Annotated in this window: 16 protein-coding genes and 1 tRNA gene; 15 read left to right on the top strand and 2 right to left on the bottom strand. The window is 32.1% G+C overall.

Features of this window, described 5'->3' with window-relative positions; translation table 11 throughout:
- The 4 genes from M0P98_01940 to M0P98_01925 form a co-directional block, all read left to right on the top strand.
- Positions 1 to 534 (top strand): glycosyltransferase family 10 (locus M0P98_01940; GenBank protein ID MCK9265638.1); only part of this gene is annotated, 534 nt, incomplete at its 5' end.
- A gap of 87 nt (positions 535 to 621) precedes the next feature.
- A complete protein-coding gene (locus tag M0P98_01935) occupies positions 622 to 1233 on the top strand; it encodes a DUF268 domain-containing protein (protein ID MCK9265637.1) in 612 nt (203 codons plus the stop codon).
- A gap of 131 nt (positions 1234 to 1364) precedes the next feature.
- The gene (locus tag M0P98_01930; GenBank protein MCK9265636.1) at positions 1365 to 2078 is read left to right on the top strand and encodes a class I SAM-dependent methyltransferase; all 714 of its coding nucleotides are present in this window, start codon (positions 1365 to 1367) and stop codon (positions 2076 to 2078) included.
- On the top strand, positions 2078 to 2944 hold the full coding sequence (locus M0P98_01925; protein ID MCK9265635.1) for an alpha-1,2-fucosyltransferase: 867 nt from the start codon (positions 2078 to 2080) through the stop codon (positions 2942 to 2944). The genes M0P98_01930 and M0P98_01925 overlap by 1 nt, the downstream gene beginning before the upstream one ends.
- 243 nt (positions 2945 to 3187) lie before the next feature.
- Here M0P98_01925 and M0P98_01920 read toward each other — a convergent pair whose 3' ends face one another.
- Together M0P98_01920 and M0P98_01915 are read right to left on the bottom strand one after the other, a co-directional pair.
- Positions 3188 to 4279 (bottom strand): polysaccharide pyruvyl transferase family protein, encoded by a 1092-nt coding sequence (locus M0P98_01920; protein MCK9265634.1) that lies wholly within the window; start codon positions 4277 to 4279, stop codon positions 3188 to 3190.
- Position 4280: 1 nt separating this feature from the next.
- Positions 4281 to 5282: a Coenzyme F420 hydrogenase/dehydrogenase, beta subunit C-terminal domain gene (locus M0P98_01915; GenBank protein MCK9265633.1), complete on the bottom strand. Its 1002-nt coding sequence runs from the start codon at positions 5280 to 5282 to the stop codon at positions 4281 to 4283.
- Between the two features lie 356 nt (positions 5283 to 5638).
- Here M0P98_01915 and M0P98_01910 point away from each other — a divergent pair, with 356 nt between their 5' ends.
- The 11 genes from M0P98_01910 to M0P98_01860 all read left to right on the top strand — a co-directional run bounded on the left by M0P98_01910 (position 5639) and on the right by M0P98_01860 (position 14378).
- Entirely contained in the window at positions 5639 to 6616 is a 978-nt protein-coding gene (locus M0P98_01910) for a Gfo/Idh/MocA family oxidoreductase (GenBank protein MCK9265632.1), read from the top strand.
- A 519-nt stretch (positions 6617 to 7135) separates the two neighbouring features.
- Positions 7136 to 8356, top strand: a complete 1221-nt coding sequence (locus M0P98_01905; GenBank protein MCK9265631.1) for a DUF3108 domain-containing protein — start codon at positions 7136 to 7138, stop codon at positions 8354 to 8356.
- Positions 8357 to 8992: a tRNA (adenosine(37)-N6)-threonylcarbamoyltransferase complex dimerization subunit type 1 TsaB gene (gene tsaB, locus M0P98_01900; GenBank protein MCK9265630.1), complete on the top strand. Its 636-nt coding sequence runs from the start codon at positions 8357 to 8359 to the stop codon at positions 8990 to 8992. It begins immediately after the preceding gene.
- Entirely contained in the window at positions 8982 to 10094 is a 1113-nt protein-coding gene (locus tag M0P98_01895; protein ID MCK9265629.1) for a glycosyltransferase, read from the top strand. The genes tsaB and M0P98_01895 overlap by 11 nt, the downstream gene beginning before the upstream one ends.
- A gap of 51 nt (positions 10095 to 10145) precedes the next feature.
- Positions 10146 to 10694, top strand: coding sequence for a signal peptidase I (gene lepB / locus M0P98_01890; protein ID MCK9265628.1), 549 nt, complete (start codon positions 10146 to 10148; stop codon positions 10692 to 10694).
- Positions 10695 to 10741: 47 nt separating this feature from the next.
- Positions 10742 to 11293: a nucleotide exchange factor GrpE gene (locus M0P98_01885; protein ID MCK9265627.1), complete on the top strand. Its 552-nt coding sequence runs from the start codon at positions 10742 to 10744 to the stop codon at positions 11291 to 11293.
- 5 nt (positions 11294 to 11298) lie between these two features.
- Positions 11299 to 12156, top strand: a complete 858-nt coding sequence (gene ispE / locus M0P98_01880) for a 4-(cytidine 5'-diphospho)-2-C-methyl-D-erythritol kinase (GenBank protein ID MCK9265626.1) — start codon at positions 11299 to 11301, stop codon at positions 12154 to 12156.
- A gap of 12 nt (positions 12157 to 12168) precedes the next feature.
- Positions 12169 to 12534, top strand: a complete 366-nt coding sequence (locus M0P98_01875) for a SpoVG family protein (protein ID MCK9265625.1) — start codon at positions 12169 to 12171, stop codon at positions 12532 to 12534.
- Positions 12535 to 12587: 53 nt separating this feature from the next.
- Positions 12588 to 12658 (top strand) — tRNA-Gln (locus M0P98_01870).
- Between the two features lie 51 nt (positions 12659 to 12709).
- The gene (locus tag M0P98_01865) at positions 12710 to 13456 is read left to right on the top strand and encodes a sugar phosphate nucleotidyltransferase (GenBank protein ID MCK9265624.1); all 747 of its coding nucleotides are present in this window, start codon (positions 12710 to 12712) and stop codon (positions 13454 to 13456) included.
- On the top strand, positions 13449 to 14378 hold the full coding sequence (locus M0P98_01860) for a ribose-phosphate pyrophosphokinase (GenBank protein MCK9265623.1): 930 nt from the start codon (positions 13449 to 13451) through the stop codon (positions 14376 to 14378). The genes M0P98_01865 and M0P98_01860 overlap by 8 nt, the downstream gene beginning before the upstream one ends.
- Positions 14379 to 14390: the final 12 nt, after the last annotated feature.

The following is a 14390-nucleotide window of genomic DNA, read 5'->3' as shown; positions in this document are numbered from 1 at the left end:
TTTTTTTTAAAAGAATATTTTAAAGATAAGATAGATTTATTTGGAAGAGGTATTAATGAAATAGAAGATAAATGGGACGCCATCGCTCCTTATAAATATCACGTGGTTTTGGAAAATTCTTGTTATGACGATTACTTTTCTGAGAAACTGTCAGATGCTTTTCTTGGGGAGGCGTATCCAATATATTCTGGGGCAAGCAATGTATATTCCTACTTTTCAAAAGATTCTTTGGTCTGTATAGATATAAAAAAACCGTCTGTGGCTGTTAAAATAATAGAAACTATTATGGCGAATGAATTTTACGAAAAATATAGGGCAAGCATAATTAAAAGTAAAATGAAGGTTTTGAATGAGTACAATTTGTTCCCAACTGTATTGGATAAGTTTATTAACATTGATAATAATATGAGTAGAGCAAAAATGGAAATAGTGCTAAAACCTGAGCAATATTATGGTTTTAAAGGGATAGAGACAAGAATTGGGGACTCTGTCAAGGTTATTAAAAAGTTTACTCGTGCTGATAAAAATGTATAATAGTTAAAAGTAATTTAACATAGGTTAAAAAAATTACTGCTTTTTTTCTAATACCTACATAAATACAATATTCGTTGATTATAAAAAATGGAAAAAGTAAAAAAGATATTAAAAAAGATAACTATCATAAAGAAAAAAATTAATTATTATAGAGATTTTTGCATTTTTAGAAAAAATAATGATACAAGATTTAGTGTTAAATTTAAAGATAGATACCCTTGTCTTAACGACTCTACTTCCAACACCTCATTTGATGAACATTACTTATACCATACTGCCTGGGCAGCAAGAATTCTTGCTCTGACCAGTCCTAAGGAGCATATTGATATAGGTTCTTGTTTAAGGTTTGTTTCTATAACGTCTGCTTTCATTCCATTTCGTTTTTATGACTTTCGTCCTGCAGATTTAAAGTTATCAAACCTACATTCTGAGCACGCCGATATTTCTTCATTGCCGTTTCCAGATAATTCTATTGAAAGTATCTCCTGTCTTCATGTCCTTGAACATATAGGGTTAGGGCGATATGGTGATACAATAGATTCCTCAGGAGATATCAAGGGGGCAAAAGAGATTGAACGGGTTATGGCAAAAAAAGGACAATTATTGTTTGTAGTACCTATTTCAGGTCGCCCAAGAATAGAATTTAACGCCATCGTGTCTATTCCTTGGAGATGGTCAAACAACTTTTTTCTGGCTTAAAATTGAAAGAAATTTCTTTAATACCAGACAATGCGGGAAGTATTGGGATGATCATTAATGCAGAACCTGTTCAGGCTTGTGAGCAAAATTACGGTTGTGGTTGCTTCCATTTTATAAAGGAGTGATGAGATATGTTTCTTAATAGAGTTGGAAAAGAGAACGAATCTAACAGAGAAGAATGGATAAAAAATATATTATCTCAAATCCCCTCAAAAAGTAGAATACTTGACGCTGGAGCTGGTGAATGTAAATATAAAAAGTTTTGTGCGCACCTAACTTATGTGTCTCAGGATTTTTGCCAATATAAAGGGAAGGGAAATCAGGAAGGACTACAAAAAGAAAAATGGGATACTTCAGAAATTGATATAATTTCTGATATAACATCTATTCCAGAAAAAGATGGTTCTTTTGATGCTATAATGTGCATAGAAGTTTTTGAGCATTTGCCTGACCCAATAAAAGCAATCAAAGAATTTTCACGACTACTTAAAAATAACGGTTATCTTATTATAACTGCACCTTTCTGTAGTTTAACTCATTTTGCACCTTACCATTTTTATTCTGGGTATAATAAATATTTTTTTGAGCACCATTTGCCAGAATCAAATTTTGAAATAATTGAAATTATTCCTAATGGAAACTATTTTTCATATATTGCGCAAGAAGTAAGACGGATTTCCTCAGTAACAAAAAACTATACTTCTCTTAGATATGTGCCTTTTATGGGGTTAGTTAATAATATACTGCTTTTATTTCTTTCCCTGATAGAAAAAAAAGATAAAAATTCTTCAAAACTTTTATGTTTTGGATATCACGTTTTAGCGCACAAAAAAGTGGCTATGTAATGATAATAGTGGAAATTTTCGGAGGGCTTGGAAATCAGATGTTTCAATATGCAACTGCAAAAGCCGTTGCGTGTAGAACTAACCTGCCTTTAAAACTTGAAATTTCTTATTTCAGCCAACAAAATATTCGTTCTTATGAATTGGACTCTTTTAATATAAGTGGAGTTTATGCAACAAAAAAGGAAGTTTCTTTATTAAAACCAAACAATTGGCAAATACTCACAAAATTGAATAGAAAAATTAAAGAAAGAAGAATCCCTTGGTACGAAAGGAAAATTATAGAAGAACCTTATTTTACATACAACCCTGATATTTTGAAGATTAAAAGAAGTTCTTTTCTTGTAGGGTATTGGCAATCAGAAAATTATTTCAAAGAGATATCTTCAATAATTAGAAAAGAATTTACGTTTAAATGTGAGCCAAATGAAAACAGTATTCAAATGATTAAAAAAATTAATGAAACAAACTCTGTTAGTTTGCACATAAGAAGGGGAGACTATGTGACTAATCCAAAACACGGTGTTTTAGGGTTAGATTATTATAAAAAAGCAATAGATTTTTTAAAGGCAAGAGTTTTAAATCCTCAAATTTTTGTTTTCTCTGACGATATTTTGTGGGCAGAAAACAATCTTAAAACATCTTTACCTTGTAATTTTATATCATTTAACAGTTCATTAAAAGGTTTTGAAGATTTAAGATTAATGAAAGAGTGTAAATATCATATAATGGCTAATAGTTCTTTTAGTTGGTGGGGGGCTTGGCTATGTGAATATCCTCAAAAAATTGTTATAGCCCCCAAAAAGTGGTTTAATATGCTTAATATAGATACTCGAGATTTAATACCTAAAGAGTGGGTTAGGCTTTAGGTGTAATGTTTTTTTACTGTTTACGACATATTTTAAACGTCTTTAAAAGAATTTAATGCTTATCGTGTTTATTTTTTAAAATTGTACAACAACTTTTATTGACTTAAAATTGATAGAGTTTTCTTTAACACCAGAAATACTGGAAACGCAGTATGATACTCAACATAGCGCCTACTTAGGTTTGTGAATAAAAATATGATTGTGATTGTTTCATTTAGGGCATAGTAAGAAGACAAACTCATTTTACCCTTTCATACCTTTTAAAACAGCAAATACTTCATCCCACATATTTTCAGTCAACTTTTTTTGAATTAATGAACCTTCTATTAGCAATTTTTGCAAGTTTTTAAGTTTAAAGGTATCTTTAAAATAACCAACAAGATTTTTAATCTCTTTGTCAGTATATGATAATGGTAAAAGTCCTTCATTAAAATTGTAATCATTAAAAACTTCCTTGTATTTATGGCTCCATCCAGTTCCAAAAGTAGGAACTCCTTGAGAAAGCCCATTTATGATACCGTGGTATCTGCTACTAATAAGAACTTTTGAGTTACCTATTAAACCTTTTGCAACCAAAGGATTCTCTTCAATTATTATATCTATTTTAGAAAAACCAGAAGTGATTTTTTCTGCCAGCTGTACATCTTTTCCACTACCGTGAATTAATATAAAAGGTTTTTCATTCTGAAGTAGACATTCTTTTAATATTTTTTTAAGAAAAGGTAAATACAATTCTCCTGTTTTGGTATCAGTTTTTGCAACCATCTGATTATTTGGAATTATACATATACCGTCTTTTTTTGAAGCATATTTTGAATCAAAAATACCATCAGTTAGGTTAGTAAAATCAGATGCTTTTCTTATATTGTTTTTTTGCTCGACAAGTTCTGTGAGATAGTTGTACGACTCTTTATCTCTTGCATAAATAAGTTTTGCTCTTGTGGCAATAAAAGAGAAAGCTTTTTTAATATCAAGAGAAGTAAACGGTCCAAATGCTTGAGGCAACATTATTAACCCTATATGTGTGTTTTTCGCAAGAAAAGAAGCCATTTTTTTTGTATAAGAAGTTCCCAATTTATCGGTATAAGCAAACCCAGAAGCATCAAGTATTATATCAACCTGTTTATTGGTTATAATGTTTTTTCGTTGGAAAAAATTTTGATTATATATAGGTCGGATATTTAAATCATTAAGTTTATTTGGTGTTTCCGTTTTTGTTGGTTTCATAACAAAAATAACATTTGAAAGGTTTTCGTCTACCTTCTTTAAAATTGAATGTAGCATCAATTCTGCCCCTTTATTTACAAACCCAACCCCGTGAACCATTATAACCATTCTACTCCTTTGGTTTAAGTAAGTTTTTTAAAATCCTGAATTTTTCTTTTTTATGTATCTTCTTATCAATCTCATTAAAAGCAAGTTCAAGAGAAGATAGTTGGTTTATATAAAAAGAAAACTTTAATTTTTCTAAATAAGAAGAGTTCTCACTTGAATTGTTTTCAAACCTAAAAAGATTACTATAATTGGGAACCTCGCCTTTGAGAGTTAACCAAGCATTCAAATATTCATTCAATTCTTTCTTCTTTAATTGAATCTGTTGTCCTTCGATTATTCTGTTGTAAGCAATTTCTTGTAAGTTCAAGTACTTTTTTTTTATTCCGTTTTCAATAACTTCATTTCCTATCTGGTTTCTTGCTACACAAACAGAACTGCCGTTTTTATAATCAAAACCTTTTATCCCCCAAGGGTCACCAACGGTAATGTCAGAAAATATATTCATTTTATCGAAACATATCCTACAACTTGGAGGAATAAAATAATCTTTTATAGAGATTCTATATCTTTTTTTTAAGATAACTGTTCTATTATTATCTGAAATTCTTATATTTCCCGGGTATCCACCTGCAGATTTATCTCTATAAATTATTTCCCATTTGCCTGAAAATCTTTCTCCACTTTTTCTTATAAGGTAATCCATAGATGAATATAGCATCACTCCACCGCATATAAGCCCAATTTTATATTTTATATTCTTTGAAACCTCAGGGAATATTTTTGAAATATTGTATAACCCGTGAAAGTGGCAAGGTAGCCCAACTATTGCTAAAGGATAATTTAAGTTTTTACACTCTTTAAAAAAAGTAAGAAGTGGAATAGGGCTATATTTTGATTTTTGTGCAGATATCAATTCCTCTTCTTTTGATGCTAATATGCAGGAAGGTCTTGGAGGCGAACCTTTATCCATTGAAACAAGAATAGCGCCTTTTATCATACCCTCGTTTAAGAGTGAAGAGATAATACCAGTAACAACCCCACCACTTTGAGAATTGTTATAAATAGTTTGGTTAGATGAAACACCAACAAAACTTTTTGTGGAGTTTCCTACAAAATTATCGTCATAACTTCTGTCAAATAACGCCTGAAAGTGTGCCCTTGGGCAAACATTCAGGCATAACCCACAATTTGAACATTTTTCATTATTAATTGAAGGAAGTATGTCCCCTAAAAGAGTCTCATTAAATGTAATAGCATTTTGTGGGCAGACAGCAAAACAGGCACCACAAGCAGTGCAAAACTCTTTTTTAACAATAGATTCAATGGTTTTAATAGTAATCCCTCTCTTTTTGACTTATTTCGTCTTTTGTAGTATTATAATTGTAGTATATTAGAGTGTCAATCTTTTAAAGGGATCTTATGAAAAAAATTATAGGGCTTGTGGGAACAGGATATTGGGGTAAGAATATTTTTAGAAATTTTTATGAAATGGGTAGTTTACACACTGTTTGTGATTCTAACCCTGCTGTTTTATCTGAATTTAAGCAAAACTTCCCTAACGCACACTATATTTCATCTTTATCTGAAATGTTGAGTAATCCTTCAATCAAAGGTATAGCTTTTGCTACCCCTGCTGTGACCCATTATGAGTTTACAAAGCAAGCGTTAAAAGCAGGTAAAGATGTTTTTGTAGAAAAGCCTCTCTCTTTAACTGTTGAGCAAGGTGCTGAACTGCTTGAAGTTGCGAAAGATAACAAAAGAATCCTTATGGTTGGACATATCCTACATTACCATCCTGCTGTAAAAAAACTTAAAGAACTTATTACCTCAAAAGTTATTGGGGAAATTTATTATATCTACTCTAACCGTCTAAATATAGGTAAATTAAGAACAGAAGAGAATGTTTTATGGAGTTTAGCACCACACGATATATCAGTTGTTCTTTCTCTTGCTGGAGAAGAACCGGTTACAATAGATTCTTTTGCTGGCGCTTATCTTCAAAAAGAGATATATGATATGGCTGTCATAACATTAAAATTTTCAACGGGTGTAAAGAGCCATATTTCAGTAAATTGGTTAAACCCGTTTAAGGAACAGAAACTTGTGGTTATAGGTTCTAAAGGGATGCTAGTTTTTGATGACACTTTACAAGAAAAACTGTTTTTATATCCACACCAAATTGAATGGATAGACGGGAAAATACCTGTTGCACAAAAATCTGAAAGTCAAGTTATACCTGTAGAGAAAGGTGAACCTCTAAGGTTAGAACTTGAGCATTTTGTGGAGTGTATTGAAACCCGTAAAACCCCCTTAACAGATGGTTTAGAGGGTTTACGTGTTTTGAAAGTCCTTGAAGAAGCAGAAAAATCTATTTTAAATAAAAGAAGTACTGTTTGATATATTGTTTGTACCCCTCCCTCTTTGGTTGGAAACTTCCGAGAGAATTGTCTGTCCTTGTAAAGACGGAATGGGGGCTTTAAACAGACTTCCCAAAATCAAATGATTTAAAAGCAAAAGACTCCCTCACTTTATATTCCTCTCCCCCAAAAGGAGAGGCAATTAGAGGGGGAAATTCTCTCCCGTCCCATTTTGTCACCTATGAAGTGGTAGAAAAAACGAGATTCCGGATCAAGTCCGGAATGATATGCAAGGTAATCTCTCGTATTTATCCTTGCCTTTCTCTTTCATCGTTAGTCTCTCTGACTCCATTTACTGCCTCCCTATTTTCTTGTTTAGGAAGATAGTTTTGTATAGATTTCTATTTGGCGCAAAGATTTCTTTTCGTATAGATTTATTATGGCATAATTCGTTCTCTTGACAGTTTGTGAAATTTATGGTAAAGTTTTTACTAAGTTTACTATCAAACTAAAACCAAATTAAAGAACTTGTTTTTAAAACATCAAACATATTATAATAATGAAAAAAGCGTCTAAATGCTTACTTCTTTTTGTTTTTTTAATGTTTTTGTCTGGGTGTGTCTGTTATGAGGAAGATTGGAGGTCAAGTCAACGGAGTCAAGAAAAACTTTCTCAGCAGATTACTGAAGCACCAATTTTAGGCGAATGTATTGAAGAAGACCAGGAACATCATAAAGCAGACCTTCATCCTCAAGATACGGTTTTTGATGAGAAAAAATTTGCGGCTGTCGAGGAAGAACTGATTCCGGTTGTTAAAAAAGAAAAACCTGTTGTTAAAATTGAAGAGGTAAAAGTAGAGCCCTCTGAACCTACCGTTATTGCGTCCCCAAAAGAAGAGAAAGAAGTTTTAGAAGTAATAGTTGAGGAAGAACCCCCTGTTGTAATTGCAAAGAAAGAAGAACCTGTTATTGTACCAAAACCAGTAGTTCCTACACCGGTTTTGGACCCTTATGCTACGGAAAAAGAATTTTTTGAAAGGTGGAGTGGGGAATGTCTTATTTATAATGTTAACTGGAACTTTATGAAGGTAGGAAAAGCTCTGGTTGCTTCAAAAAAAGCTAAAAATAACTATGGAGATATATACCATCTTGTAGCTGTTACTGTTCCAGAAGGTGTCCTTGCAAATATGAATATGGGTTATTACAGGATAGATGCTTATATAGATAGAGAAACATTACTACCTTGTTATTATTATCAATATACTAAAAATAGAGATAAAGAAGATATTTTAGATTTATATTTTAATAAGAACTCTGATACTTACAGATGGAGGTTAAGGAAATATAGAAAAGGTAAAATCTATTCTACAAAAACCCAAACTGTAAAGTTAACAAATCCTGCCTACGATGGAATATCAAGTTTTTATATGGTAAGAACCCTCGATTTTAATACAAAAAGAGTTTTTACGGTCCCTGTAGTGTTGAGAGAAATGTGGGACCTAATTATAAACAGAAAAAGTAGAGCCAAAAAAAATATTCCTAATTATGGTGTTAGAGATATTTTTATTGTAGAACCTCAGGCAAAATCTGATGCGGGTTTCTTTACTAAAGGTAAAATGGATATTTGGATTACTGCAGACAATAAAAGAGTACCTGTCTACCTAGAAAGTAAAGTGCCCTTAGGGACAGCTAAATTTAGTCTTGCAAGCGAATTTAATATTGGTTCTAATACAAATTTTGATGCTAAGACTATTTCTAAACTTTTAAGCCGAGTAAAGTAAATGAAAATCCTATCTTTGGAAACTACTTCTGAGATTGGTAGTTTAGCATTTCTTGAAGACAACGAAATTAAATATGAAGTCTATTTCAACGATTTTGACATTTCTGGTCAATTAACTCCAAACCTGCTTAACCTTCTTAAAAAATCACATATTGCTTTATCAGAAATAGATTATTTTGTTGTTTCAAACGGTCCAGGTTCTTGGACAGGCACAAGAGGTGGATTATCATTTACCTTGGGGCTTGCTAAAGGCGATAGAACCCGAATATATTCTATATCTTTACCTCAATCTATTTTTTTTGGTATAAAAGATTTGAACCTTCCTGCAATAAATTTGATTAATGCTTATAGTGGTAAACTTTATGTTTCTTATTTCACTTCACGGTTCTATTATAAAAGTAGTTATTTGCCTGAAAAAAAAACTATTGAAGAAATTTTAGAGACCGACTTGCTTAAAAATCTTTTAATAGTTGGACCTGGTGTATCTCTTTTAAATGAAAGAGTTAAAAATACTAAGAATTTTAAGGTAGCTAAAAATCACTTTTTTCCCAGAGCAGGAATAAATGGGTTGCTTGCCTATGAAAAAATCAAAAGGGGTATTCCCTCCTTAGATTTGAAACCCTATTATGGAAAATAAAAAAATAAAAATATCCTACATTATTTCAAGTTCAGAGATAGGAGGTACAGAAAAAATGCTCCTACTGATGCTTGAAAACCTCAATTTAAATCTATTTGAAAAACCGATAATTTTTGCCATAAAAGGAACTGGTAAATTTACTGACGAATTGGTAAAAAGAAATATAAAAACCTATATATTCAGTTTTAAAAAAAAACCATACACCTTTTTCCTCTTTCTTAAATATTTAAAAGATGAAAACCCAGATATTATACATTCCTTCCTTTTTGCAGGCAATTTGGTTGGAAGGGTTGCCGGGTTGCTTCTAAAAACCCCTTTAGTTATATCTTCACAAAGAAGTATTGATGTTTGGCGTAAATGGTACCATTGGCAGGTAGATAAATTTACTTCTATCTGGGCAGATTTGATTATATCTAACTCTTTTTCTGGTAGAGAAGTACTTATAAAAAAAGCCCATATACCTAAAGAAAAAATAATTGTTATCCCAAACGGTATTTCTAATGAAAAGGTTCAACCCACAATAAATAAAGAGTCTTTTGGCTTAAAAAAATCAGACTATCTTGTTGGAACTGTTGGTAATTTAAAAACAGCCAAAGGACATATTTATCTGATAAAGGGTGCAGAGAGAGTATTAAAGGAGTTCCCAAACACTTTTTTTCTTATTGCGGGCGAAGGACCTTTAAAAAATTCTCTTTTACAAGAAATTGGTAAGAGAGGGCTGATTAAAAATTTTATTTTTACTGGATTTCGTTCTGATGTGGAAGAACTTATCCAACTTTTTGATATTTTTGTTCTACCTTCTCTCTGGGAAGGGTTTCCAGTTAGTCTTCTTGAAGCAATGAAATACGGAAAATCAACAGTAGCTTTTGGGGTTGCTGATATACCTTACATTATAGAGAATAATATAAGCGGGTTTGTTGTTGAACCTAAAAGTTATGTTCAGCTTGCCGATAAAATAATAATGCTTATTAAAGACAAAAAAATACGACATCAAACAGGCATTTCTGCAAAGATACGGGTTGAAGAAAACTTTGGCTTAGAAAAAATGGTATCAGATTATACCTCTGTATATATAGAAACTTTAAAAAAACGGTTGCATTAATTCTTCTAAAAAGGTAAAATCTATATTTTATATTGTAAACTTGAGGGAGAAATGAAAAAAAAAGATAAAGAAGGGAAAACATCAGTTTGGGCAGATTGGCTTAAATCTTTAATTTGGGCGGTATCTATTGCTCTTATTATCAGGTTTATATTTATTGGTAACTTTAGAATTCCTTCTTCTTCAATGTATCCAACTTTAAAAATTGGCGACCGTCTATTATCAAACAATATAATTTATAAAATTAGGCCACCTAAAAGAGGTGAGGTTGTTATTTTTAAATATCCAGAAGACCCTAAACGTGATTTTGTAAAACGTCTTATAGGGCTTCCCGGTGAAAGGCTACAGATAAAAGAAGGGAGTATATATATAAACGACGAAAAAATAACTGATGGAACTATTGGGGAAATATACTATTATAGCTTAGGATATTTTGAAGAAAATGAAGAGATACAAATTCCTAAATCTAATTACTTTGTTCTTGGAGATAACAGTATAAATAGTAAAGATAGCCGCTATTTTGGGTTTGTTTCATCAGACAAAATGGTTGGCAAGGCATTGTTTATATATTGGCCTCCTTGGCGTATGGGTTTTATCAAGTAGTTAGGTTTAAAGTTGTTTTTTCTTGATTTCTTAGAGGTGGTAATAAGATGCGTAAAAAAGTAGAAAAAATAATAAATATTAGAGAGACAGATTTACACAACCTGCGAGAAAACTCAAAAAAATTGAAAAATGCAGAAAAATCTCTACTCTCTAGTCAGAAAGAGTTTTTAGAAGTTAAAGATAAATACTTAAGAACCGCCGCAGAATTTGAAAATTACAGAAAAAGAACAGAGAAAGAAAAAAGAGAAATATTTCAATTTGGGCTCGAAAATTTTATATGTCAATTAATTCCTTTTAACGATATATTTGAAAGTGTGTTAAAACAGATGGATAAAAATTCTTCTAATGATGTTATCCAACAAGGTGTCCAAATGCTCGGGACAGAATTTTTAAAACTTCTTGAATCTGTAGGCGTAAAAAAGATTACTTCACAAGGTGTTAAATTTGATCCAAATTTACATGAGGCATCAGAAATCGTTGAAACCAACGATGTTGAAGAAGACTATATTTTAGCAGAAGATAGGGTGGGGTACATTTTGAACGGTAAAATTATTAGACCAGCCCTTGTGAAAGTAGCAAAAAACAGGAAAGAACAATAGCGAGAATGATAATTTCAGCACCAGCAAAAATTAATCTTTTTTTAGAAGTTGGACCTCCACAACAGGGTTTTCATCCTCTTATCTCCTTTGTTGATATAATCAGTTTTCAAGATAAGATTGAGATTGAAAAAGTTAAAAAAAATAGTGTTACTTTTATATCTGATTGGGAGATACCGGAACAGAATAGTGTTTCTGAAAGTTTGAAACTTCTAAAAAACAAGTGTGCTCTACAGGGAGAATTTGATATTAAAGTTTTTAAGAATATTCCACCAGGTAGCGGTTTAGGTGGTGGAAGTTCTAATGCTGCTACAGTTATGAAAGTTCTTTTAAAAGATTGCAAAATAAAGCCTAACGAAAGAGAATTTCTTGATTTAGCAGCACTTATAGGAAAAGATGTACCTCTCTTTATTTCAGGTAAAAGAGCAATAATAGAAGGTTTTGGCGAACAGGTTAAAGATGTAAAAACAATAGAACCGCTGTTTTATAATCTCTTTATTCCAAACTTTCCTGTCTCTACAAAAAGTGTTTATATGAATATGGATAGAATGGGGGTTAAAGGAGATTTGACAAAAGCTTCTGAAAAAATTAAAATGATACTTAGTTTGGTTAACAACTCAAATATCTCGAATCTTGAGAAACTGCTTGAAAATAGGTTATCTGAAAGCTGTTACAACCTATATCCAAAAATAAAGGAGGTGAAGAATAGTTTGGAAAGAAGTACTGGTAAAAGAATATTTTTATCAGGTAGTGGCGGTACTCTCTTTGCTATATATAAAACTAAAAAGGAAGCTGAAGAGAAAGCCGAAGAAGTAACAGTTAAAGGATGGAAAAGCTTGGTAGCTTGCAGTGTAACAACTTCTTAGAAAGGAGGGATAATGGAGATTACTGAAACAAGAATTTCTCTTGTAGGTAGACCAAACAGCAGACTAAGAGCTTATGCATCTGTTACCTTTGATGATGTTTTTGTAGTCAGAGATATTAGAATAATAGAAGGTAAAAAAGGACTTTTTGTTGCTATGCCAAGCAAGAAAATGCAAAGAGATTGTCAAAAATGCGGTTTTAAAAATGCCGTAACAAACAAGTTTTGCGGTTCTTGCGGCATTGGTTTAAATCCTATAATAGAAAAAGATGTTGTGCCTTCACAACATCATAGGGATTTAGCTCATCCAATAAAAACAGAGTTTCGTGAGTATCTGCAGAGCAAAGTTCTTGAAGAGTACGATTTTGAATCAAAAAAATAAAGAAATTTTATAAATTTATGATTTTTGTTCTATTTTAAAAAGATTCTTATTCTTGCCCGGTAGTGTAATGGTAACACACCGGTCTTTGGATCCGATATTCGAGGTTCAAATCCTCGCCGGGCAGCATCCTTTTGTCAAATAACATTTCATTAACCACAAAACAATCAGGACCATTATGCAAAAAAAACTTGCTATTATAATATTAGCAGCAGGTAGAGGAAAACGACTTGGCGGAAAAACTCAAAAAGTTGCTAGGAAACTCTTAAATAAACCATTACTTCTCTATATCATCGATACTATAGATAAACTTTCACCCGAAAAAATTGTAATAATTGTTGGGTATAAAAAAGAGGAAATTTTTGAGATTCTTAAAGAAAAAAATGTTGAATATGCAGAACAACTAAATCCATTAGGAACAGGGCACGCTGTATTGCAAGCAGACAAAAATTTAAACGGGTTTGATGGTGACGTTTTAATACTCTGTGGAGATGTTCCTCTAATAAGTAAAGAAACCCTCTCTTCTCTAATTGATAAACATAGGCAAGACCAGAATGTTGGGACGATTCTTAGCGTATCTATGTATGACCCTTTTGGGTACGGAAGAATAAAAAGAGATTCTAAAGGTTCGGTACATTCTATTGTAGAAGAGATAAACGCATCCGATATAGAAAAAGAAATTAAAGAAATTAATTCAGGCATATATATTTTTAACTCTTTTGAACTCTTTAACGCTCTAAAGAAGGTAAAAAAAGATAAAGTAAAGGGAGAGTATTACTTAACTGATGTTATTAAAATATTGTACGATGAGGGTAAAAAAATTGACACCTACACAACAGACAAGTTAGAAGAATGTCTCGGTATCAACACAGATGATGATTTTAAAAGAGTTGAACTAATTTTAAAGGGGAATAACAATGAATAATTGCTTGTTGTTTTCAGGAAGTTCGAATTTAAACCTTGCTAAAAAGATTGCAAAATGCCTCAACAAAGATTTAGGTAATGTTGAGATTTATAAATTTAAAGACGGTGAAATAGGAATAAAGATAGAAGAGAACGTAAGAGGTAAAGATGTTTTTATAATACAACCGACATGCCCTCCTGTGAACGAAAACCTTATGGAGTTGCTTATAACTTTAGACGCTATAAGGAGAGCCTCCCCAAGAAGATTAACAGCAGTTCTTCCATATTATGGCTACGCTCGCCAAGATCGTAAAGATAAACCGAGAGTTCCTATAACAGCTAAACTTGTTGCCAACCTGCTTGTTTCAGCAGGTGTTGACAGAGTGTTAACAATGGATCTTCACGCTCCACAAGTACAAGGTTTTTTTGATATACCTGTTGACCATCTTTTTGCTGCTCCGGTAATTGTAAAATATCTTTTAGAGAAGAAACTTAAAAAAGTGGTAGTTGTTGCACCTGATGTTGGAGGTGTTAAGACAGCAAGAGCGTTTGCAAAAAGGCTAAACGGTTCTCTTGCTATTGTAGATAAAAGACGACTGTCTCCAGATCAAGTAGAAACAGTTCATTTAATTGGAGACGTAAAAGGGTGCGAAGCGGTTATTGTTGACGATTTAATTTCAACCGGAAGCACAATTATTGAAGCAGCTCATATTCTGTTCCAGCACAAAGTTTCAAAAGTTTATGCCACCTGTACTCATCCTGTATTTTCGGCTGAAGCGGTTGCTAATTTACTTCAATCTCCAATTAAAGAGATTATTATAACAGATACTATTCCAACCTCTAATCTGCCTGATAAGTTTACTACGTTAACAGTTTCAGAACTACTTGCTGAAGCTATAAAAAGAACTCACCTTGAAACTTCTGTCAGTTCGTTATTTATTTAGTAGAAAAATATA

It is taken from the genome of bacterium, assembly GCA_023230585.1.
Lineage (GTDB): Bacteria > Ratteibacteria > UBA8468 > B48-G9 > JAFGKM01 > JALNXB01.
Note: the sequence above shows the minus strand (reverse complement) of the source record. Positions and strands in the feature narration are given on the sequence as shown.

What these genes read in the sequence shown, in the direction of transcription:
- M0P98_01895 (MCK9265629.1), top strand. Translation starts at nt 8,982, where the DNA reads ATGGAAAATAAAAAAATAAAAATATCCTACATTATTTCAAGTTCAGAG.
- M0P98_01865 (MCK9265624.1), top strand. Translation starts at nt 12,710, where the DNA reads ATGCAAAAAAAACTTGCTATTATAATATTAGCAGCAGGTAGAGGAAAA.
- ispE (MCK9265626.1), top strand. Translation starts at nt 11,299, where the DNA reads ATGATAATTTCAGCACCAGCAAAAATTAATCTTTTTTTAGAAGTTGGA.
- M0P98_01910 (MCK9265632.1), top strand. Translation starts at nt 5,639, where the DNA reads ATGAAAAAAATTATAGGGCTTGTGGGAACAGGATATTGGGGTAAGAAT.
- M0P98_01935 (MCK9265637.1), top strand. Translation starts at nt 622, where the DNA reads ATGGAAAAAGTAAAAAAGATATTAAAAAAGATAACTATCATAAAGAAA.
- M0P98_01860 (MCK9265623.1), top strand. Translation starts at nt 13,449, where the DNA reads ATGAATAATTGCTTGTTGTTTTCAGGAAGTTCGAATTTAAACCTTGCT.
- M0P98_01875 (MCK9265625.1), top strand. Translation starts at nt 12,169, where the DNA reads ATGGAGATTACTGAAACAAGAATTTCTCTTGTAGGTAGACCAAACAGC.
- M0P98_01925 (MCK9265635.1), top strand. Translation starts at nt 2,078, where the DNA reads ATGATAATAGTGGAAATTTTCGGAGGGCTTGGAAATCAGATGTTTCAA.
- M0P98_01920 (MCK9265634.1), bottom strand. Translation starts at nt 4,279, where the DNA reads ATGGTTATAATGGTTCACGGGGTTGGGTTTGTAAATAAAGGGGCAGAA.
- tsaB (MCK9265630.1), top strand. Translation starts at nt 8,357, where the DNA reads ATGAAAATCCTATCTTTGGAAACTACTTCTGAGATTGGTAGTTTAGCA.
- M0P98_01930 (MCK9265636.1), top strand. Translation starts at nt 1,365, where the DNA reads ATGTTTCTTAATAGAGTTGGAAAAGAGAACGAATCTAACAGAGAAGAA.
- M0P98_01885 (MCK9265627.1), top strand. Translation starts at nt 10,742, where the DNA reads ATGCGTAAAAAAGTAGAAAAAATAATAAATATTAGAGAGACAGATTTA.
- lepB (MCK9265628.1), top strand. Translation starts at nt 10,146, where the DNA reads ATGAAAAAAAAAGATAAAGAAGGGAAAACATCAGTTTGGGCAGATTGG.
- M0P98_01905 (MCK9265631.1), top strand. Translation starts at nt 7,136, where the DNA reads ATGAAAAAAGCGTCTAAATGCTTACTTCTTTTTGTTTTTTTAATGTTT.